Source organism: Polyangiaceae bacterium (assembly GCA_016715885.1).
Classification (GTDB): domain Bacteria; phylum Myxococcota_A; class Polyangia; order Polyangiales; family Polyangiaceae; genus Polyangium.
Window position 1 is genome coordinate 307215 of the sequence record JADJXL010000018.1, and the last position, 20758, is coordinate 327972.

Below are 20758 nucleotides of genomic sequence, written 5' to 3' on the forward strand. Positions count from 1 at the left end.
GAGGCGAGCCTCGACCCCCCAACGTAAACTAGGCCTCGCGAAGCGAGCGTCCAAATCCAGGCCCGGCTTCAAGCTTCCCGTCGCGATCGCCACATGTGGTGCACCACCATCAGGATGCAGATCATCCATGCGCCGTGGCTTGCGTGGTGATCGAGCAGTCGTTTGACGATTTGGCGTGCGTAATCCAAAGGCAAGGGGCCTTTGGGGATTTCGCCGGGAATCAGGCATAACACGCCGGCGGCGAACATACACCACGCGAGAGTCTTCCGTTCCGTAGCGTCGAGCATATTGAAGGCCGAAGGTGCGATGAGAGGCCCGAGCATATCGCTTGTCGACGCTTTCGTGAAGGATGCATCGCGCGCGGAAACGCGCTAATTCGGAGATGTCGGCGGGCGATTTCATCGCGTGCTTGGCGGCTGCGGAGGGTTTGCGTTTGCCATGAGTGCTGCTGCAGGTGACGAGCAAGAACGGGCGGTCGAGTCGGCCGAAGAGTCTGGCAGTGCGGCAGCCGCGGACGACGGAAATGCCGGGCCCGTGGGTTTTTTCCCGTCGCTCATTTATCATTTGCAAGGTTTTTGGCTGATCATCCGCGATGTCTACTTTTCGGTGGATCGCCGCACGCTCGGTTTCAGCCGTATTCTTCTGGGTTTTCTTTTGGTCACCGATCTATTCCGGCGCACGCCGGATTGGCTGGCCATGTTTTCGGACAAAGGAGTTTTGCCGAACCACGTTCAGCTTTGGCGTCATCAAGGGTGGGGGATCTTTTCCATCGTCAATGCGTTTTCCACGGCGCCGGAGCTTTGGGCATTATGGTTTGTCATGCTTTGCTCGTTCCTTTGTGTCCTCGTGGGATACAAGACGCGCATTGCACAGATCGTATCGGCCGTCTTCGTCTGGGGCCTCAATGGGCGGGTGATCCTCATCGAAAACGGCGGCTACGTCGTTTACAGCTTGCTCCTGATGTGGACGTGCTTTTTGCCGCTGGGGGACAGGTTTTCGATCGATGGCCTCCTTGCATCGATGCGTCGGCGAAAAGAAGCGAATGCAGATGAATTGAACGACCGCACGGGCGTGATCGAACCGCACCTCGAAAAGCCGCACGTGTCGCTGGCGATGGCGGCCATACTCTTGCAAATCAGCGCCATTTATTACTTCAACGTCATTCACAAGACGGGCGGTGCGTGGAAAAACGGCACGGCGGTTCATTACGTTCTTTATGTCGATCGCATGGTGACGCCCATCGTCGCCCTCGTGCGGGATTTCGTTCCGCCGATACTCATCCTCGTGGCGACGAAATTCGTGCTCGCGTCCGAGGCGGCAATCCCCATATGTCTTGCGTCGCCGCTCGGGAGAACCTGGGCGCGTCGAATTGCCGCGACGCTCATGTGCATTTTGCACATCGGATTTGGAACCACGTTCGTGCTCGGACCGTTTGCGTGGTCTTTGTGCGTTTTTTCGACGCTCCTCTTCACGACGGACGATTGGAACCTCGCTGTCCGCACCATGCGTCGCACGCATCGCGCTCGCGTCGTCGTTTTCAACGAATCGTCGGGCGCAGCGTTATGGGTTTGTCGCTTGCTGAAGCGGCTCGATCGTTACGAGCTGCTCACGTATCGCGCCGAAGCGGGGCTCGATGAAGGCATTGTGGTCGAGCGTCCGACGGGCGGCCGCGTGCTGCATCATTCCGCGGCGCTTGCCGACATCCTTGCAGCGCTGCCCCTCGGGCCGGCGATTGCGTGGAAATATCGATTGCCTGGCATTTCGCACCTCGTCGATGCCGTGTGGAAAGCATTGGCTCGGCGTCAGGTTTCCCGTGCGTTTGGATTGCGCGCGCCGAAAGCGGGATCGCCCATTGATGAAGTGTCTCCGATTCGCAACAAGGGGCGTCGGTTTCTCGCGGGCGTGCGCGAGCTGCTCGTGGCCACGATGCTCGCCGCGGTCATCAACCAAGCGCTTTTGGACCTATGGTCCACGAAAAACCTCTACAAATGGCCCCATCTGGAACCATTTCGGACGATCACGCTGAAATTCCGGTTTTCGCAAGGTTGGTACATGTTTTCGCCCAATCCGGTCATGGACGACGGAACGCTCGTCGTCGAGGCGAAGACCATCGATGGTCGGCTCATCGATCCTTTCACGGGCAAACCACCCAATTTCGATCTGCTGAACGCCAAGAGCCTTCGGCTCAGCCAAATCTGGTGCGACTACTTCAACCGCATCCGCGAGACGACGAATCACACGCAATACCGCGAGGTGATGAAGGACTACATGCTGCGCTTGCCCGAGCGCACGGGGCGTGCCGAAGACGTGATCGTGTCGGGTGACGTGTACTGGATCCGGGACGTCAATCCGCCGTTCGGGAAGACGCAGTCTTACAAGTTCGAGAAACAGAAGCTTTTTTCGTTTGACAACCCAGCCGCGCGTCTTCGCGCCACGGCAGCTCCTTCGGGCGGCTGAACGTCGCCTGAACTTTTCGACTTGACTCGCGTGCTCCCGTCAGTAGAGTCCGCGGGTCTCGCAAGGGCCTGTAGCTCAGTTGGGAGAGCGCTAGAATCGCACTCTAGAGGTCGCAGGTTCGATCCCTGTCAGGTCCACCCGGTTACGAAATGCAGGCGCCGCTTCATCGGAACACGATGGCGGCGCTTGTTGCATTTGCTCACGAATTCAAGCTCGCGAGATGCGCACAGTCGTTGATGCACTTGATGCGCACGAGGCCGTCTGGTTGCCGTTCTGCGTGCTGGATCGAGCAGTTGTCGATTTGAAACACCATCGCCGGCGGAGCGTCGGGCGGGGTGCTCATCAAGCTGTAGAGCAGGTGATTGATCGCGACGCCGTGGCTCACGAGCACCACGCGGCCGCTTGATCGGCTTTCGAAAAGCCGCGCGAGAAATCCGCTCATGCGAGTGCGACATTCGTGGTGTGACTCGCCGCCTGGAGGTTGGAATCGAGGATCTCGCGCGAGCAGCCCTCGCCATACGTCCGGGTGCTGCGCTTCGAGGTCGGCGAAACGCATGCCCGTGAGGTCGCCGAAATGTTTTTCGCGCAGCGAAAGGTCTTGGATGATCGGCACACCGGTCAATTCGGCGATGGGCTCGGCCGTTTGCACGGCGCGCGGCAGATCGCTCGAAAACAAGGCATCCACGGGCTTTTCCGAGATGCGCCGGGCGACGGCTCGAGCTTCCTCGTGGCCTCGCGCGGTCAGGGGCGACGGCCCATGCCCGGTGAACATGCGGTCGCGGTTTCCTTCGGATTGCCCGTGTCGGACGATGATCAGTTCGAGTGACATTTTCTACGAATCCAAATCAATGCGCACGATGCTGATCGTAGCGCTCGTAGATGAAGTTTTTTTAATGTGTGTCGATTTCGCTCGTGGGTGCTCGGGAGCTATCGTGTGTTGGGACGTTTCGCGCTACTTCGTATTGATCATTTGTGCACTTTCGCGTTTGGTGAACGTGCGCTTACTTCAAGATTAACTACGCCCACCCATGGCGTCTGTCGAAGGGGACTCATGAGGCAACGCACGATCATCTCGGGAATAACTGCAGCGTTATTGGCGAGCGCTGCGGGCACGGCGACAGCCGCGCCGGTTCTTCGCGCACAGGTCACACAACGCGGCGACTTCGTATTGATTGGAAATACGCTTGGTCATGATTGCGGGCCGGGTGTGCCCACACCGGTCGTGGGCATGGTCGGAGCGTGTGGCGGTCAGACGGGGGACAACTCGCCGGACGTTTTTTGGAGTGCCGACACGCCGATGATGGGGCAGGCGGCGGCAAACAACATGATTGCGGTAGCCAATGCGCGCTCCACCGCAGTGCTGACGTTGCCTCCAGGTGCGACCGTGACGCACGCGTTCTTGTACTGGTCGGCGCGCACGACATTGGGGGGACCTGCCGATTTGACGGCAACGCTCGAGCGTCCCGGCGGTTTTTCCGAGAACGTCATGGCGATCGATTCGGCCTCCACGGTGTTTGCCGGAAGCCTTTACCAGTCCGTCGCCGACATCACGCCGATCGTGCAAATGCATGGCCCGGGTGCGTATCGCCTGAGCGGTGTCGATTCGGTCAACCTCGTTGGTTTGAATGAGCCGCAAGTGTCCACGGGTTGGTGGATGGTCGTCGTCTACGCGGACGCAAGCGAGCAGTTGCGGAGCATTGCCGTTCACGATGGGCTCGAACAGGCTGCCGATGGAGCGCCGGTGGAAGCGACCATCATGGGTTTTACCGTGCCACCAGCGGGGTACAACGCGAAGCTCGGCTTGGTCGCTTATGACGGCGATGACACGACGGGCGATCGGTTTTACTGGAACGGGAAAGAAATTTTCGACGCGATCAACCCCGTCGACAACATCTTCAACAGCACGCGTTCGTATCTCGGAAGCCCCGTGTCGGTCGTGGGCGATCTGCCGCAGCTCACGGGCACTGCGCGAAGCATGAGCGGCATCGATCTCGACGTGCTCGACATCACGAGCAGTGTTACGCCCGGAGAAACCTCGGCCAACATCGCAGCCACTCTCGAGGGCGTCGACACCTACGTGCTCGGCGGCATCATCACGTCGATCACGACGAGGACGCCGGATCTGAGCTCGTCGACGAAGGTCGTCGTCGACCTCAACGGGGGCAACCTGACGCCTGGCGACGAGCTCGCGTATTTGATCAGCGTGACGAACACGGGTGATGATGCAGCGGTCAACACGGTGCTCGTCGATGACCTGCCACCTGAAGTCACGTACGTCCCAGGCTCGATCGAGATCACGGCTGGCCCGAATCCGGGCGGCAAGTCCGACATGCCTACGGACGATCAAGGCGAGTTCGACGGGGCAAACAACCGCGTCACCGTGCGTCTCGGAACGGGCGCCGATGCAATGAACGGCGGCACGCTCGACATGGGCGCGTCGACCACCGTTCGGTTCCGCGTGACGATCAAGCCCGATACGGCGGGTGCGATTCTCAATCAGGCCACGATCACGGCGGCTGGTTTGCAAGGCACGCCCGAAGCGGGATACGTGACGGACGGCAATGGCGGTGACCCCGGCTCGCCTCCCACGCAAGTCACGGTCGACTCGGACGGCGATGGTTTGTCCGACGAGGACGAGGGTGCAGCGGGGACCAATCCCATGGATGCCGACAGCGACGACGACGGCGTCTTGGATGGTGGCGAGCCCGATTGGAACATGGACTCCGACGGTGACGGGATCATCAACGCGCTCGATGGCGACAGCGACAACGACGGGCTTTTCGATGGCACCGAGCTGGGTTTCGATTGTTCCGATCCTGCGACGAACACGGCGGCAGGATCGTGCATTCCCGATGCCGACATGGGCGCGACGACGACGGATCCTTTGGATTCCGACACCGACAACGGCGGCGTGTCCGACGGCTCCGAAGATGCGAACCTGAACGGACAGATCGATGTGGGAGAGCTGAATCCGAACGATCCCACGGACGACATGGGCGTCGTCGACACGGACAACGATGGTTTGTCGGATGCAACCGAAGCCACGATTGGTTCGGACCCCAATGATGCCGACACCGACGACGATGGCGTGCTCGATGGTGCCGAGCCAAACCCGTCCATCGACAACGATGGTGACGGCTTGGCGAACGTGTTCGACGTCGACAGCGACAACGACGGCCTCTTCGACGGCACCGAGATGGGCTTCGATTGCAGCAATCCTCAAACGAACACGGCCGCTGGAACGTGCATCGCCGACGCCGACATGGGTGCCACGCAGACCGCACCGCTCGATGCCGACACGGACAATGGCGGCGTTCCGGACGGCGCCGAGGACGTCAATCACAACGGCGTTACGGACAACGGCGAGATCGACCCGCTCAACGGGGCAGACGACGCGACGGTGCCCGACGCCGATGGCGATGGCCTTCCGGATGCGTACGAGACGAGCATGGGTTCCGATCCCAATGACGCGGATACCGATGACGACGGCGTGCCCGATGGCCTCGAACCAAACCCCACGGTCGACACCGATGGCGATGGCAACATCAATGTCATCGATCCCGACAGCGATGGCGACGGGCTGCTCGATGGCACCGAGCTCGGCTACGACTGCACGGGACCTGGAACGAACACGGCAAACTGCAAACCCGACCTCGATCCCACGACGAAGACGTCGCCGCTCGATGCTGACACCGACGATGGTGGCGTCGTCGATGGCGGTGAAGACGCCAATGGCAACGGTCAGGTGGATGCGGGAGAGACAAACCCGCTCGATACGACGGATGACGAGCCTTGCACGACCGATGTGGATTGCGGTGACGCAACGAGCGGCAAGGTGTGCGGTCCGCTCATGGGTTGCATCGATGGTTGCCGAGGTGCCGAGGGCAATGGTTGCCCGACCGGTCAGGAGTGCACGTCGATGGATTCGACCATCGGCACGTGCTTCGATCCGTCCGCCAGCAGTAGCAGCAGCAGTAGCAGCAGCGGCATGGGTGGAGCTGGTGGTGCAGGCGGTGCAGGCGGCGACGGAGGGGCTGCCGATGGCGGCGTTGTCGCCGTGGGTGGCGGCTGCGATTGTTCCGTGACAAACTCGGGCGACGATGCTCGCGGCATCGCTCTGCTCGGCTTGGCGCTCATCGCGCTCCACCGACGCAAGCGCCGATCAACCTAGTTTGAACCCAGGCCCGGAGTTGGACGCTCGCTTCGCGCGCGTGGGACGCGCGCTTCGCGAGGCCAGTCACGATGGGGGGCTCGCGCCTCACCCCCTAACCCCCTCTCCCCTCGCGCCTACGGCGCGGCGGAGAGGGGGAACGACTGCTCTGCCCCCCATACCCCCCGGATGAACCTTGTCTCAAGGTGCACGCGATACCATCAGGGAGAGACCATGCGTCGAAAGATCGTCGGGTTTCACCAAGACGCGGACGGAGCTTGGGTTGCCGAGCTCGAGTGCGGACACCCGCAGCACGTGCGGCACGATCCACCGTGGCAACAACGCGAATGGGTCACGACCGAAAAAGGTCGGCAGGACAAACTCGGAGCCGAGCTCGATTGCCTGTTCTGCAACATGGCGACCGTGCCCGCGGACGCGAAGCCCTACAAGCAGACGGCGCAGTTCACGGAAGCGACCGTGCCCGCGGGGCTGCTTCGAGATCATCACTTGAAACCCGGCGTGTGGGGGCACATCGTCGTCGATGATGGAAAACTCGAGTACGTCTGCGATCGCGGTGCGTTCGTGCTGAAACCGGGTGTCGTGGGCGTCGTCGAACCCGAGGTGGTGCATCACGTGCGGCCCATCGGCTCCGTTTCTTTCCACGTCGTGTTCTTGAAAAAAGCGGACGAATAAACGATGGCACGCAAGGTTTTCCTTGGTGTTCCGAGGCGAACCTTACGTGCTCAAACGAATCCTGACGAACGGCAGCTCGTTACTTGCAGCAGAACGTCACCGGACCGGTCGGCTGGACCGATCCTTGTGGCTCTCCACCTGCAGGCGTGCAGTTTCCGCCCGCCATCGGCGGGTTTCGCTTGACCGACCATGAGTCCGAGTCGAGCTGTCCCGACACGTTGCGGCACGTGTTGTTGTTGATGGCGATGGGGTTCGACGATCCGCCTGCGGCGCAGCCGTCGAGGTCGAAGACTTCGTAGGTGCCTCCGGTACACGTAGGCGCTGCTGCGCACGAGCAATCGGCGCATGCGCGATCGTCCTTCGCGTCCACGTAGGCTTCGACGACGGTGGCCCATCCGGCGGGACAAGCGTTCTGGCCATCTTGCCGGATGCACAAACTCTGCGTCGGACCGGGCTTCGGAGCGCACACCGTGCCCGCAGCACATCCTCCCGTGCCTGTCTTGACGGCGCACGATTGGACCCAGCCCATCCACGTGTCCTTGTTCGGGAAGTCGCTCTTCGACGGCGCGCAACTTCCGGGCTCCGCGACCGACGCTGGTCCGGTCAAGCGACACGAGAGCGAGACGGCAAGGCCGATGTCGGGTTTGGCGCAGTCGCCGTTGGGGAAATCGTCGGTCCAGTTTTGCTGGCCGAAGTTGCATGCTTGCGAGCCGACGTAACACGTGAGCGCGGGTGGATTGCACGTCGTGCCCATGAGATCTCCGCACGTGCACGCTGTGCATTCCGCAGCTCCCGCTGGTCCAGCGAAAAGCACTTCAGGCGTCGCGCCGTTGTCGCAGGGCGTCGCGCCGGGTGGGGCTCCCATGCCGCGTTCGAGCGCGACCGAAGACCAGCCATCCGGAGGCGCATCCGTGCACGTGAAGCCCACGGCGCAATCGTCATCCGCGCAGTCGACGGCCCCATCCTTGTCGTTGTCGAGTCCATCCAGGCAGTCTTCCGGGTCCACGGGCCCACCGCTCGAGCTGCTGGTTTGTCCCCCCGAACCGCCTTGTCCCCCGACGCCGCCTTGTCCCCCTCCGTTTCCGCCTTGGCCGCTGCTCGATGTCGTAGCCCCACCTTGTCCACTGCTCGACGTGCCGCCGCCTTCTCCGCCGCTCGACGATCCGCCCGTATTTCCGCCCGAGCCCGTCGGGGATTCGAACACGCCTTCTGTTTCGAGGCTGCAGGCGGGGAGCATCAGCGCGAGCAGCACGAGGGAGCTGCCGGTGACGACAACCGACGCGAACGGACGACGTGTTCGAGACTTGATGGCCATGGGACGACTCCGAAGGGTGAGGGGGAAGCCAAGGGACACTGGAGATGAATATCCCGAATTTCTCGATGAGGGTCACCAGGATGTCGCAGGCGGTCGGAGAATCGGGAGACTTCGTCGGAGCCATTGCGTGGACGGAATCGAACCCATAAGATATGGGCGCTCTGCATTCCTGTTCATGGCAATGCCGATGACTGTCTCGACGGCTACGAATACTCCTTCGGTACGGCTGATTGCGCCGCGCGCCCTTCATGCGAAGTTATGGTTTGCGTGGCGCAACGAGCCGTTGGCACAGCGGTACATGCCGATCGAGCCATGGTCCGTGACGGCGTTGAAACGTCGGCTTTCGGCAGCTAGGCCGGATTTGACCGACCAGGAAAAGCAGGAGCACCGGTGGATCGTCCAGTACGGGGCGGAAAGTGTGGGAATCGTGGCGATTCTCCGGCCCGCTTTTCGTCACGGGTATGCCGAGATTTCTTATCAAATCGCGCAGGCCCATCACGGCAAAGGTATTGGGACGAAAGCGGTGACACAACTCGTCGACCATGTGTTTGAGCACACGGAGTTCGTGCGGTTATTTGCGTTGATCAACGTGCGCAATCGAGCATCGCGAGCGTTGGCGGAGAAGCTTGGGTTCGTGCACGAGGGCACGCTTCGTGACCACTTCGTCATTCGAGGTCGGCGTGTCGATCAATGCGTGTACGGGCTATTGCGCAAAGAATGGAAGCGTAAAGGCTAAAATTAGCCAACAAACGGGTATTTTCGTTCGTCGTAGAGTTGATCGATGGCTTGCCGCATGCGGGTGAGGACGAGGTCGAAGCCGGCCTGCACGATGGTTTCGTCATGCGCGTCTTCGGGGCGAAGATCGCGGCCGAGTGCCTCGGACAAATGGATGGGCGCGAGCACTTCCGTCGTGATTTTTGCTGGAATGGGAATTTGAGGGAGAAACGGGATTGCCCAAACACCCCAAGGGAAACCGGCGACGAGGGGGAGCACGTCTGCGGAGCGAACGATTTTAGGTATTCGCAGGCGTTCGGCGAGTTTCTGACCACTCGACAAAACAATGACGGTCTCGTGCGCTCCTGCAGAGACGATCGGCGTAATGGGCAGTCCCCAACGAATGGCCTGAGCTACGAATCCTTTTCGGCCGCCGAGGTCGATATCTCGGCGCTTCCAGAAGCTCCGGAACGATTCTCGAGCGGCTCCGGGAAACAATAGCACGGACTGCCCGGTGGCGAGCACCGCGTCCATGGCCCGGCGATCGGCGCGGAGAAGACCGGAATCCGCCATGAGCTTGGAGAATGGGTCCCACAGGCTATGGAGCGCATCGTGCGTCAGGACGTAAAGCGGGCGATCGAAGCCGAATTGATCATACCAGTGCACGCCGAAGCAGATCCCATTGATCGGAAGCATGCCGCCATCGTGGTGCGTGACGATGATCGTCTGCGACGTGGGCAATCGTTCCGTCCCCCGGATTTCGCTGCGAAAATACGATTTGATGAGCCGTGACAGAATTCGATGCGACCGTTGAAGGACGCGTTGTTCGATTTGTGGGACGTGATGCCCGTACTTATGTCGTCGCGGTGCGCCCAAATCGTGCGCTTTTTGCTTACTCATGGCCGAGCTCGTATCGCAGGCACCCCAATTGGAGTTTATCGCCGACGATAGCACGACAATCGACCATAGCTACCGAATCCAAGCCTTTGTGCAATCAAATCATCGATGTTTTCGCGTTCTCCAGCTTTATTGCGGACGGCAAAAACAAGTTGTGGCGATTATGGAAATCGGCTGTGTACGTTGGTTTTTTTTCCGAATACAACGAGTACGCTCAGCGGTCGTCCTGGTCGTGTACCTTGGTATTCCATTCCTCGAAGCTTGGATCACAAGTGACTCTTTCGTCTTAGAGCATCTTTTCGGGACTCGACTACGCGCTCATAGAGCAGTACATAGGCCGCTCGCTCAGCGCCTTCGGGCATACAGAACGGCAAAATGAGAGTTTCTCGAAAGCAGCCAGCGTCGCGAGTCTCGCCTTCGCAAGCGGAATCCACGGGTGAATCACCCATCATGCAGCTCGGCCTTTCCGAGCAAGTTGCGTGGGCATTCGAGGTTCTTTTTGGAGAAGGACCTCTCGCAAAAGAAGAAGCGATTCGGCGCATAGTGGATGCGCTCGTCCTGCTCGGACTTGCCGACGAGGGCGCAGCTCGGCGCGGATCGCCCGTCCGCGAGCTCATCGCGCAGGTGCTCGAAGCAGGAGTTGAGCAGGGACGTTTCGATCACCCCAAGCGGGGTCAGATTCGTGCCATTCGTCCGGACCCTCGAGACTACTCGTCCGACGACTGGATCATGTGCTTGACGAGTGCGCTCGATGAATCGCCCACCGAGCGAGAAGCAGCGCTGCGTTTTGCTGCGTATTGGGCTGCATCGAACACGGGGCTTGCTTTTTCGCGCTTGCAGCGCGGTGGTGCCATTCTCGGCGGGCTCGACGCTGCTCTCGAATTGGCCCTGCAACGTGGCCGGTTCGTCGACGATGGCACAGGGTGCGTGCGCAAAGCTTGATCCGTCCGTCGCATCGACGAACGCGCGTCGCAACGCATCCGATAAACGCTTCGTGCTAGTTTCGCGCCATGTTCGGCCGAGTGGGTGCCATCGCTCTCAACACGTACCGCGAATCGGTGCGTGCGCGCATTTTGATCGGGCTGGCGGGCGTCGCCCTGGCCGTCTCCATCTACTCACTCATCGTCGGTGCATACACGCTGAAGAACGCTCCGCGCGTGGTGAGTGATCTCGGGGCGGCGTCGATTTCCGTCTTCAGCATCGCCGTCGCGGTCATCATCGGCGCGACATCACTGCACCGCGAGCTCGAGCAAAAAACACTGTTCCCCATTCTCGCAAGGCCCATCCGGCGCGGCGAGTACCTCGTGGGCAAATACCTCGGCACGCTGCTCACGATCGCCGTGTTCATCATGGCAGACGCGGGCGTCGTCCTGATGCTCGGTGCGGGTTTGGCCGGACGATCCGTCCCACTGCTGCTCGGTACTTCGTTGGGATGGCTCGCGCTTGCCGGTGTCGCTGCTTGGCGCGTGCCTGTGATGCGCACGTACGGCCCGATTCCGTGGGCCGCCGGCATGCTCCTCCTGGGCATCGTTTTTTCCGGAGCTGCTGCGGACGAACGTCAGGTCGTGCTGGCCTCGAGTGCCCTCACGATTCTGGAAATCAGCATCCTCGCAGCGATCGTGACGCTATTCGCGTCTTTCTCGACGCCGTTTCTCTCCGCGCTCATGACGCTCGGGCTTTTCATCGTCGGACGTCAAGCCGACACCTTGGCGCGTTTGCCCGTCAAAACCTTCGGGCAGTTCATTCACGACTGCGGTGTCGCGCTCTCCAAAGTCGTGCCGAACCTTCAAATTTACGTCCCGCCGCGCCCGCTCTTGCTCGGCGAGCTCGCCACGGTAAAACTCTCCGACTACCTCGGCATGGCATCGCTCACCTCGATCGGCTGGTCGCTCGGTCTGCTCACGATCGCCGTGCTCGTCTTCAACGAGCGTGACTTCCTGTGACTGCGGAGCCGTCCGCAACGAAAAATGACGCATCGGATTTGACGCCCGCGCGCGCTCGAAAGCTGCGCTTGTTGCTGCGCGTCTTGTCCGTCCTCTCCGCAATGGGACTGCTCATCGGAGCGATCACCGCGCGCGTGATTTGGGCAGGCGAGTCGGAAATTGCGGCGAGCACCGCAGCGCTTCAGCAGGCCGACGTGCGCGAAGCAGCAACACGTGCGCGTCGAGCTGCGGGTTGGTACGCCCCCGGTGCGCCGCATGTGCGTGTCGCCTACGAACGACTCGTGGCCATCGCGACGGCAGCCGAAGGACGCGGCGATCGCGAGCTGGCGCTCCTTGCATGGCGAGGCATTCGCACGGCGGCACTCGAGACGCGCTGGATCAGCATTCCTCACGCAGCGGATCTCGACAGGGCCAACCGAGCGATCGCGCGTATCGAAGCCGCAGCGCCTCGTCCGCCGGGGACGCGTACGGAATCGCCGCAGCGCATCGAGCAGCGACAGATCACGGCGCTCTTGCGTGACGAAGCTCCGCGCGTGCCCTGGGTCATCGCGCTCGTCGTTGCCTTCGTCGCATGGGCGGGCGGTGCTGCATGGGCGTTGCGCCAAGCGACGCGAGCACCCGAAGGAAAGGCGTTTGCACGTGCTCAGCCGGGCGTCGTCGTAGCGCTTGCAGGCGTGGCGCTCTGGGTGATTGCGCTGTTTCGAGCGTGAACGGTTTGTCTTGTCAACCGCTCGTCGGGACAAACATCGACCGATAATGCACGAGCTCTTGGATCGATTCGCGAATGTCGTCGAGCGCTCGGTGCGTTTCCTTTTTCTTCGGCGCTTCGCGATGCGGACACCACCTACGCACCAGCTCCTTCAGCGTCGAAACGTCGATGATTCGGTAGTGCAAGTACGCGACGACGCGAGGCATGTAGGCTTCGAGAAATTCGCGATCCTTCCACACCGAGTTACCGCAGAGCGGCACCGTTCCAGACGGGACGTGCTTCTTGATGAAGGCGACCGTTTGTTCCGTGGCGTCTTCGAGCGTCACCGTGGATGCGCGGATCTGATCGAGCAGCCCCGACTTCGTATGCAGCGCGCGAACGTAGTCGTTCATCGTCGCGAGCACGTCTTCGGGCTGGTGGATGACCAGGTTCGGTCCTTCTTCGATGATGTCCAGGTTCGAGCTGGTGACGATCGTCGCGATCTCCACGATCCTGCACTTTTTCGGATCGAGCCCCGTCATCTCCAGGTCGACCCATACCAGCCGGTCCGGTGAAACTTCCGCCATGCGGCGCAGCATAATCAACGAAACGTCGGCTTCGCAGTTTTCATCGCATGAGCTTCATCGGTAGGCGCTGGTCCTGGTCGAGCGACTGGATCGATCCCGTCGCTCCGTCCCGGATCGACTAGGCTAGGACCATATGGCCGTCGAATCGGACGTGAAGGGTGTCGGGCGTGCGCATCACGCGGCCCACTCGCACGACCATGAACATGGGCACGACCACGCGAAAGGTCACGACCACGCGCATCATGGCGATGCGCATGGTCACGATGATCATCATCACAGCCATGGTCTGAACGAGCTGCGCCGCACGCCGTTTCGGCGGCTCGTGTTCGCTTTCACGATCACGGCGGGCTTCATGTTCGTCGAGGCCATCGTCGGGTTTGTCTCGGGCAGCCTCGCGCTCGTTGCCGATGCGGGGCACATGCTCGCCGATGCCGCGGCGCTCGCGCTCGCGATGATCGCGCAGCGCATCGCAGCTCAACAGCGGACGCGCGCGCGCACGTACGGGCATCGTCGCGCTGAGGTGCTGGCAGCGTTTGCCAACGGTGTCGCGCTCGCGCTCACGGCGGTGTGGATCTTCGGCGAGGCGGCGCAACGATTCCGTGAGCCACGAGCGATCGATGCGACGGCGATGATGGCGACGGCGGTGGTCGGGCTCGTCATCAACCTACTTTCAGCAGCCGTGCTTTCGGTCGGCTCGCATGGGCACAACGTCAACACGCGTGCAGCGCTCGCGCATGTGCTCTCTGATGCGCTCGGATCCGTGGGAGCCATCGTAGGTGGCGTGCTCGTTTACACGATGGGTTGGAACCGCGCCGATCCCGTGATCAGCGTCATCATCGCCGTGTTGATCTTGTGGGGTGGGTTCAGGCTCGTACGCGACACGTCGCACGTGCTCATGGAGGGAAGTCCCATCGAAGTGGACATCGCGGACATCGAGAAGACGATTCGCGGTGTTCCAGGCGTCGTCGACTTTCACGACTTGCACGTGTGGTCGATATCGGAAGGTTTCGACGTGCTCACGGTGCACATCGTGATCGCGCGTGGCTTTCACGGGACGGATGTCGTGCAAGCGGTCGCTACGCGCATGCGCGAAGTGCACCAGCTCGAACACTGCACGATTCAGCCGGAACCGTCGCGGGCTCCAGAGCTCGTCACCTTGCGGCGCAAACCGACGGATCCCAAGGATTTGTCCATACAAACAACGGATGGTTCGGAAGGACGAACCACAGCCCGTGAACGCGAGCCGGCCTGAACCCGCTCAACCCGCAAACATCTCCGTCACCCAGTACGTCCCATCAGCCGCTTGCGCCACGGCAACTCCTACGCGCGTGAACCTTTCCAGAAGCAGGTTGCCGCGATGCGATGGGCTCGCCCAGAGCGCTCGGTGAGCGTTTTGGAGCGAGCTTGCGCTGGCGACATTTTCGCCGGCGACGGCAGAGCTGATGCCTGCTGCTTGGAGCCTCGCGCGAGGATCACCGCCGCCCACGTCGTGCCCCACCATGCGCGCCTTCTTCATTTCCTCCGAATGAGCGCGCGCAACGGCATCGAGCGCTGGGTCGCGCGTGAGCGGCCTTCGTCCTTCGGCAATACGCGCTGCGTTGATCATGCGCAGCATCGCTTCGGCGGGATCCTTGACGCCTTGAGCAGCCTCTTCTCCGGGCACCGGTGCTCGGACAAACTCCGTCGGAGGCTTCTGGCCAGCGTAGATCGTCGCTTCGAGCACGGGGCGCGGCCCCGTTGAAACCGTGGCGAGCACTTGCACGAGCCACGCGCCTGGCTGATCGACCGAAAACGTCGATCGAATGCGTCCTCCCGACAGAGAGCTCGGGACCGTTCTCGGCGCGGCGCGCGGTCCAAGGAGCACGACCTGCACACCCGAGGCTGGGACGAGCATGACGCCTTCGAGGTTGATCCACTGGCCCACACGCGCCGATGTTGGAACGGGTGAAATATCGGCGAGCGCGTCGACCGTGATCACCGTCGCCACGCTCGCGTCTCCTGCACCTTGTTGTCGTGCGACGCCGCATCGTCTTTTGCCGAGCGTTCGAGCTGTGCTCATGAACGTTTTGAAGCGCGTGGCGATGTCGTCATCGTCCAGGTTTTCGCCCGACAACGACCACGCCTTGGGCCACACGTGTGGATCGCCTGCGGCACGCAGCGCGAAGGCGAGCTCGTCCGCGGTGAGCCCATGCGCTCCATCGAGCTGTCGTTTGGCGACGATCGCAGCGACGTCCATCAATGCGGTATCGGCGGGCCCGCACAGAGCAAGGAGCGCGGTTTCTTTGGGGTTTGTCGAAGCGGTTGCCTTGGGCGAGGAGAGCTCGGTTTTCCACTGAACGCGCAGTGGCCCGATGTCTGACGACGCGACGACCGGGGCCGTTGACGCGAGCGCGAGGGCGATGAAGGCGGCGGCTATGGGCCTCGAGGGGCGGAGCGTGCGGCGTTTCGGGGAATGGCTGGACCCGTTGTGGCTCGAAGGCATGTGTCCGTCTCGGCTGGGATCGTGGGCGAGGATTTCGCCGCGCGTGGGCCGTTCGACGAAGTAGCGCCTGTCCCGATGCAACGCGGTACGAGTCAGATTCGAGGGGAGGGAATTGGGCACACCGCGGCGCATTCCGACGGCGTAGCAAACTTTCGGCGCGATGCGCGTATTCGCGGGCCGCAGGCACAAGGCGAACCCGAAAAAGGGCAACGTCGTGCACCGAGCTTCGTGCTAAGCTCGCGGCGCTTGGGAATCGAAGTCAATCGAGCGGCGAAAGTCGGGATCATGACCGTGGCGCTCGCCGGGGCCGCCTACGGTGGCTATCGGTTCGTCTCTCGTGATGCCGGTACTGCGGGTGGTTATCGCGTATGGGCGCATTTGCCCGACGTGACGGGGATCGCTCCGCTGTCGCGCGTCATGGTGTCGGGTATTCAGGTCGGGACGGTCGATCGAATATGGCTCGATGGCGGCAAGGCGCGCATTGACATCAAAATGTTTCCAACGGCGCCGCTTTATACGGACGCTGCCATTGGGCGCCGAGCGACGAGTTTGATTGGCGAATATTATGTGGTGCTCACGCCTGGCACCGAGGGCAATCCGCAGATTCCGGACCAGGGACAAATTACGCGATACATCGACGAGCCGACGATGGAATCGCTGCAGGGCCAAGTGGCCGCCATTTTGCGCGACGTCAAGACCGTCACGGAGACGCTGAAAACGACCGTCGGTAGCGACAAGGGCAAAGATCAGCTCGAAGCGATACTCAAGAATCTCGCCGAAGTGACGGAAGCGCTGAACGAGACGGTGAAAGAGAATCGCGCCGCGGTGAAAGACACGATTACGAACATCAACAGCATCACCGCGCAATCTCAGCCCAACATCAATGCGATCCTCGACAACGTCCGGCAAGTGACGTCCGATATTCGCAAAATGACGGGTGCCCAAACGGGTGAAGGCGGACGGCCTGGGGATTTGCGCAGCGCCGCAACGCGCCTGGAACGAGCGACCGGTTCGCTCGAATCGGCTCTCGCGCACGCCGACAACGTCGCGGCTCGCATCGACAAGGGCCAAGGAACCTTGGGGAAATTGACCAAGGACGAGACGCTCATCAATGAAGTCGAAAACGTGGTCGGCGACGTGGGTGAATTCGTCGGCGGTATCAGTCGCCTGCAAACGATCGTCGGGCTCCGAAGCGAATACAACTTCCTCGCGAACACCGTGAAGAGTTATGTCGAATTGCGGCTCGCGCCTTCGGAAGACAAATATTATTTATTCGAAGTCGTCAACGATCCGCGCGGTTTGACGACGTTCGAGCAAATCGACGTCGAATCGAGCAACCCGAACAATCCGCCCTATTACCGCGAAGTTCGCACCGTAACCACGAACGCGTTCCGCTTTTCGTTCCAGTTCGCCAAACGCGTGGGGCCATTTACCGGCCGCTTTGGCATTCGTGAATCCTCGGGCGCCATTGGGCTCGACCTGCATTTGCTCGACGATCGATTCGAGTTGCGGCAGGACCTTTTTGGCTTTGGCGAGCAGATATCGCCGCGCTGGCGCATTGCGCTTTCGTATGAATTCGTCCGGAAATTGTGGCTCTTGGGTGGTGTGGACAACATCCTCAACGCGGATCGCCGAGACTACTTCATCGGCTTGCAGCTCAGGTTCAACGACAAGGACCTGAAGACGATCTTGCCGTTCGTGCCGGCCGGACTGTAGCGCCAGGCACACACCGACGCGGCAAGCGAAAACGGCCATCCGCGGCTTATGCTCGGCATGGACTGAACGAACGGACACTGAACACTGCGCGTCGCATAAGTGTTCCAACTATGTAATTGGCGAACATGGGACGCCGGGTGGTTGCGCCGTTACACTCGAAAAGCCGACCCAGGGCTTCGGTTTTGGTGCATTGCGCAACCAAATGGCGACCCAGGGCTTCCCGCATTCGCCCCTTTCGTGTCCTCGTTACAACGCCACGTCACCCATCGGCAGCCGAGATCTCTTGCGGGCGGGCGTTCGATCTTTGTTGACAGCACCTGCTAAGTTGTTCAGTGTTCAGCACTGAACACGCGGCCCCTTCGCCGCACCTGCCGAGCTGCCGTCATCATGGTTGCATCCCGCCTCACGCACGACCTCGTTTGTATCGGCGCCCATGCACCGCGCGAGCACGACTTCCCTGCGGCAAACGCGCGCGCCGTCCACGACCTGTTTACTGGAGGTCTCGGCCCTCCGCGCCTCGTCGCTGATGTTCGCACCGGACCGCGCGTGACGTGCGCCGCCGTCGCGAGCGCGATGGACGCTGCCGATGAACGCGCCGCGACAAACTATGTCTTCTACTTTTCGGGCCACGCCAGCCCCGCGGGCTTTGCGGTGTCGGACGGCACGATCAGTGCTGAAATGATGACGCGCCACGTGTCGCACCTCCGCGCTCGAGCCGTGCTGCTCGTGCTCGACGTCGTCATCGGTGCGCGGCCCAGATCATGCGCTCCTGCCGCCGTGGCTCCGCGAGTTCGCGGAAGATCGCCCCGGGCTGCGCGTCATCGCAGCGCGAGCAACGCGCATTGGCGCGGGCGTCGCAGGCGGTGGACTTTCGCGTTTCACGTCGGCGTTCGTCACGGCGCTCGAGGAGGCTCCTGGCGATATGCGCGTCGCCCGAACGCCGTTCATTTCCGACAAACTCGCGCTCACCGATGCGCGGCGCGTGCTCGGCGAGCGGTGGGGCGTTACGCATCTGCCGCTCGACGTGGGCACGTTCGGCGGCATGCCGCTCACGCGATCGCAAAAAGCGGCACCGATTGGCGAGGCCGCGGTGGAGGCAGTCGTCCCTGGTTCGGGTTTTTCCGCGGCGATCACATGGCGGATCGAGGGCAGGGCGAACATGCCGACGACGCTGTATTATGCGCTCGAAGACGCGGCGTCGAGGGTCGTGGCCGAAGGTGCCACGACGGTGATGGCGCAAGATCCGCTGCAAAAGGGGAAGGAGCGTGTGCGGTTTTCCCCCAAGGTCGTCAAGCGCGCCGGTCACTCGACGCAGCAGCGCGCTGGCGCACTCAAATGGCGCGTTTCCCTGATGGACGCGCGCGGTCGCGTTCTGGCGGAGCGGGTCGTCGATCATCCGTAGCCGCGACGGGCGCGTGCCGTACTCACCTGCGCGGTGGCCGCTCCGTGTGCTACAAGCGCATCGATGTCTCGTGCGTTTCCGGGGGTTGCCCTCTCTCTGTCGTTGATTCTCGGGGCTACGGTCGCTGCGTGTCAGGGCTGTCGTACGCCGCCTGCGGCAATGGTGGATGCGGGGGCGGAAGCAGTTCCGACGCAGCCCACGGTTCGTCTCTACGTACTCAGCAACATTGCAGGTGCGATCGAGCCTTGTGGCTGCACGAAGGACCAACTCGGCGGCGTCGACCATCTCGCGGCATTCCTGAAATCCGAGGCATCTGCGGCTCCAGCGAACATCGTTCTGGGCGCCGGGCCGATGTTGTTCGGTGATGCGACGCTCAGCGTGCAGCAACAAACGCAGCAATCGTGGAAAGCCGATACGCTTGCGGCGGCGTTCAAGCATCTCGGGCTGGTCGCTTGGGCCCCGGGCGTCAACGATTGGGCCGGTGGCGCCGACTTCTTGAGCAAAGCGGTTGCGGCGTCGGGTGCTGCGCTGCTTGCGGGCAACGTTGACGGCGCACCTCGGCCGGCGCCGGTCGTTATGCGCGCAGTGGGTGGGCTTCAGATTGGCATCGTAGGCGTTGCGGATCCGCGTGATCGCTCGGGACAGCTTCCGGCGGGCATTACGACCAAGCCTGCGGTGGATGCAATGCGCGAGGGTATTGCTGAGGCGAAGCGGCAGGGGGCGCGCGTTCTCGTAGGCGTCGCAGCGATACCGCGGGGCGAAGCATTGCGATTAGCCGATGCATTCCCCGAGCTGTCGGTGCTCGTCATTGGCAAGCCGTTCGAGGGCGGACATGCGAATGACGGCGCCAAGGCGCCCATGCATCTTGGCAATACGCTCGTCGTGGAGACGTCGAATCATTTGCAAAGTGTCGCGGTCGTTGATCTTTTCGTCCGCGGTGCGCCGGCTGGAAATGCTCCCCTTGTTTTTGCGGATGCCAGTGGCATATCGCGTGCTGAGGAGCTCGTGAGCGTGTCCGGTCGCATCCGTGAGCTCGAGACTCGCATCCAATCATGGGAAAAGGGTGGTAAGGTAAAACCCGAGGATCTCGCGGCGCGAAAAGCGGATTTGGAAAAATTGCGAATCGACCGTGCCAAACTCGAAGAATCACCGCCCGTGCCGTCGGGGAGTTTCTTTCGTTATCGGTTGGTCGAGGTGCGGGAAAAACTCGGCGCCGAACCGGTCGTCAAGAATCAGCTTGCTGATTATTACAAGCGCGTCAATGATCACAACAAGGTGGCATTTGCCGATCGCAAACCTGCACCGGCGGGCCCTGGGCAGCCAACGTTCATTGGCGTGGAAGAATGCACCACGTGCCACGACGAAGAGCGTAAAGTTTGGGATGGCACGCCGCATTCGCATGCATACCAGACGCTGCAAACGGATTTCAAAGAATACAACCTCGATTGCGTGAGTTGTCACGTCACAGGGTACGATCAACCGGGCGGATCGACCGTCACGTTCGTCGACAAACTCAAGGACGTGCAATGCGAAGAGTGCCACGGCCCGGGTTCGCTGCATGCGAAGGACCCGGAAAAGAAGGGGCTCATCGTGCTCAAGCCCGATCCGCAATCTTGCGTTTCGAGTTGTCACCACCCGCCGCACGTCGAAAACTTCGATCCCGTCGTCAAAATGGACCTGGTCCTCGGTCCGGGGCACGGCAAGTAGCAAGCGC

18 protein-coding genes and 1 tRNA gene are annotated in these 20758 nt (G+C 61.6%); 12 read left to right on the forward strand and 7 right to left on the reverse strand.

The genetic code is table 11. The features are described from left to right. Positions 1–68: 68 nt before the first annotated feature. A complete protein-coding gene (locus IPM54_22375; protein ID MBK9262538.1) occupies positions 69–323 on the reverse strand; it encodes a hypothetical protein in 255 nt (84 codons plus the stop codon). Positions 324–438: 115 nt separating this feature from the next. On the opposite strand from IPM54_22375, the gene IPM54_22380 reads away from it, so the two are divergent. Beyond that, positions 439–2457 (forward strand): HTTM domain-containing protein, encoded by a 2019-nt coding sequence (locus IPM54_22380; protein ID MBK9262539.1) that lies wholly within the window; start codon positions 439–441, stop codon positions 2455–2457. A 64-nt stretch (positions 2458–2521) separates the two neighbouring features. Continuing rightward, positions 2522–2594 (forward strand) — tRNA-Ala (locus IPM54_22385). Positions 2595–2656: 62 nt separating this feature from the next. Here the strand turns inward: IPM54_22385 and IPM54_22390 are convergent. Continuing rightward, positions 2657–3286 (reverse strand): histidine phosphatase family protein, encoded by a 630-nt coding sequence (locus IPM54_22390; GenBank protein ID MBK9262540.1) that lies wholly within the window; start codon positions 3284–3286, stop codon positions 2657–2659. A gap of 222 nt (positions 3287–3508) precedes the next feature. Between IPM54_22390 and IPM54_22395 the strand changes: the two genes are divergently transcribed. Next, the gene (locus tag IPM54_22395; GenBank protein ID MBK9262541.1) at positions 3509–6628 is read left to right on the forward strand and encodes a DUF11 domain-containing protein; all 3120 of its coding nucleotides are present in this window, start codon (positions 3509–3511) and stop codon (positions 6626–6628) included. A gap of 213 nt (positions 6629–6841) precedes the next feature. Continuing rightward, positions 6842–7300, forward strand: a complete 459-nt coding sequence (locus IPM54_22400) for a DUF3565 domain-containing protein (GenBank protein MBK9262542.1) — start codon at positions 6842–6844, stop codon at positions 7298–7300. 79 nt (positions 7301–7379) lie between these two features. On the opposite strand, the gene IPM54_22405 is transcribed toward IPM54_22400, so the two are convergent. Continuing rightward, positions 7380–8615: a hypothetical protein gene (locus IPM54_22405; GenBank protein ID MBK9262543.1), complete on the reverse strand. Its 1236-nt coding sequence runs from the start codon at positions 8613–8615 to the stop codon at positions 7380–7382. Between the two features lie 187 nt (positions 8616–8802). On the opposite strand from IPM54_22405, the gene IPM54_22410 reads away from it, so the two are divergent. Further along, complete coding sequence (locus tag IPM54_22410; GenBank protein MBK9262544.1) at positions 8803–9351, forward strand: GNAT family N-acetyltransferase; 549 nt, start codon at positions 8803–8805, stop codon at positions 9349–9351. A gap of 2 nt (positions 9352–9353) precedes the next feature. On the opposite strand, the gene IPM54_22415 is transcribed toward IPM54_22410, so the two are convergent. After that, complete coding sequence (locus tag IPM54_22415) at positions 9354–10229, reverse strand: 1-acyl-sn-glycerol-3-phosphate acyltransferase (protein MBK9262545.1); 876 nt, start codon at positions 10227–10229, stop codon at positions 9354–9356. A 447-nt stretch (positions 10230–10676) separates the two neighbouring features. Here IPM54_22415 and IPM54_22420 point away from each other — a divergent pair, with 447 nt between their 5' ends. From IPM54_22420 to IPM54_22430, 3 genes are all read left to right on the forward strand, one after another. Beyond that, complete coding sequence (locus IPM54_22420) at positions 10677–11168, forward strand: hypothetical protein (GenBank protein MBK9262546.1); 492 nt, start codon at positions 10677–10679, stop codon at positions 11166–11168. Between the two features lie 68 nt (positions 11169–11236). Beyond that, positions 11237–12169, forward strand: coding sequence for an ABC transporter permease (locus IPM54_22425; GenBank protein ID MBK9262547.1), 933 nt, complete (start codon positions 11237–11239; stop codon positions 12167–12169). 71 nt (positions 12170–12240) lie between these two features. Further along, the gene (locus IPM54_22430; protein ID MBK9262548.1) at positions 12241–12879 is read left to right on the forward strand and encodes a hypothetical protein; all 639 of its coding nucleotides are present in this window, start codon (positions 12241–12243) and stop codon (positions 12877–12879) included. Positions 12880–12892: 13 nt separating this feature from the next. On the opposite strand, the gene orn is transcribed toward IPM54_22430, so the two are convergent. After that, the gene (orn, locus tag IPM54_22435) at positions 12893–13444 is read right to left on the reverse strand and encodes an oligoribonuclease (GenBank protein MBK9262549.1); all 552 of its coding nucleotides are present in this window, start codon (positions 13442–13444) and stop codon (positions 12893–12895) included. A 133-nt stretch (positions 13445–13577) separates the two neighbouring features. Between orn and IPM54_22440 the strand changes: the two genes are divergently transcribed. After that, on the forward strand, positions 13578–14696 hold the full coding sequence (locus IPM54_22440) for a cation transporter (GenBank protein MBK9262550.1): 1119 nt from the start codon (positions 13578–13580) through the stop codon (positions 14694–14696). 6 nt (positions 14697–14702) lie between these two features. Here IPM54_22440 and IPM54_22445 read toward each other — a convergent pair whose 3' ends face one another. After that, the gene (locus IPM54_22445; protein MBK9262551.1) at positions 14703–15926 is read right to left on the reverse strand and encodes a CAP domain-containing protein; all 1224 of its coding nucleotides are present in this window, start codon (positions 15924–15926) and stop codon (positions 14703–14705) included. Positions 15927–16211: 285 nt separating this feature from the next. Here IPM54_22445 and IPM54_22450 point away from each other — a divergent pair, with 285 nt between their 5' ends. Continuing rightward, on the forward strand, positions 16212–17642 hold the full coding sequence (locus IPM54_22450) for an MCE family protein (GenBank protein ID MBK9262552.1): 1431 nt from the start codon (positions 16212–16214) through the stop codon (positions 17640–17642). A 336-nt stretch (positions 17643–17978) separates the two neighbouring features. Here the strand turns inward: IPM54_22450 and IPM54_22455 are convergent, their stop codons facing one another. Beyond that, positions 17979–18272, reverse strand: coding sequence for a hypothetical protein (locus IPM54_22455; protein MBK9262553.1), 294 nt, complete (start codon positions 18270–18272; stop codon positions 17979–17981). Positions 18273–18387: 115 nt separating this feature from the next. On the opposite strand from IPM54_22455, the gene IPM54_22460 reads away from it, so the two are divergent. Together IPM54_22460 and IPM54_22465 are read left to right on the forward strand one after the other, a co-directional pair. After that, complete coding sequence (locus IPM54_22460; GenBank protein ID MBK9262554.1) at positions 18388–19044, forward strand: hypothetical protein; 657 nt, start codon at positions 18388–18390, stop codon at positions 19042–19044. 63 nt (positions 19045–19107) lie between these two features. After that, positions 19108–20751 (forward strand): hypothetical protein, encoded by a 1644-nt coding sequence (locus tag IPM54_22465; protein ID MBK9262555.1) that lies wholly within the window; start codon positions 19108–19110, stop codon positions 20749–20751. The last annotated feature ends 7 nt before the right edge of the window (positions 20752–20758 follow it).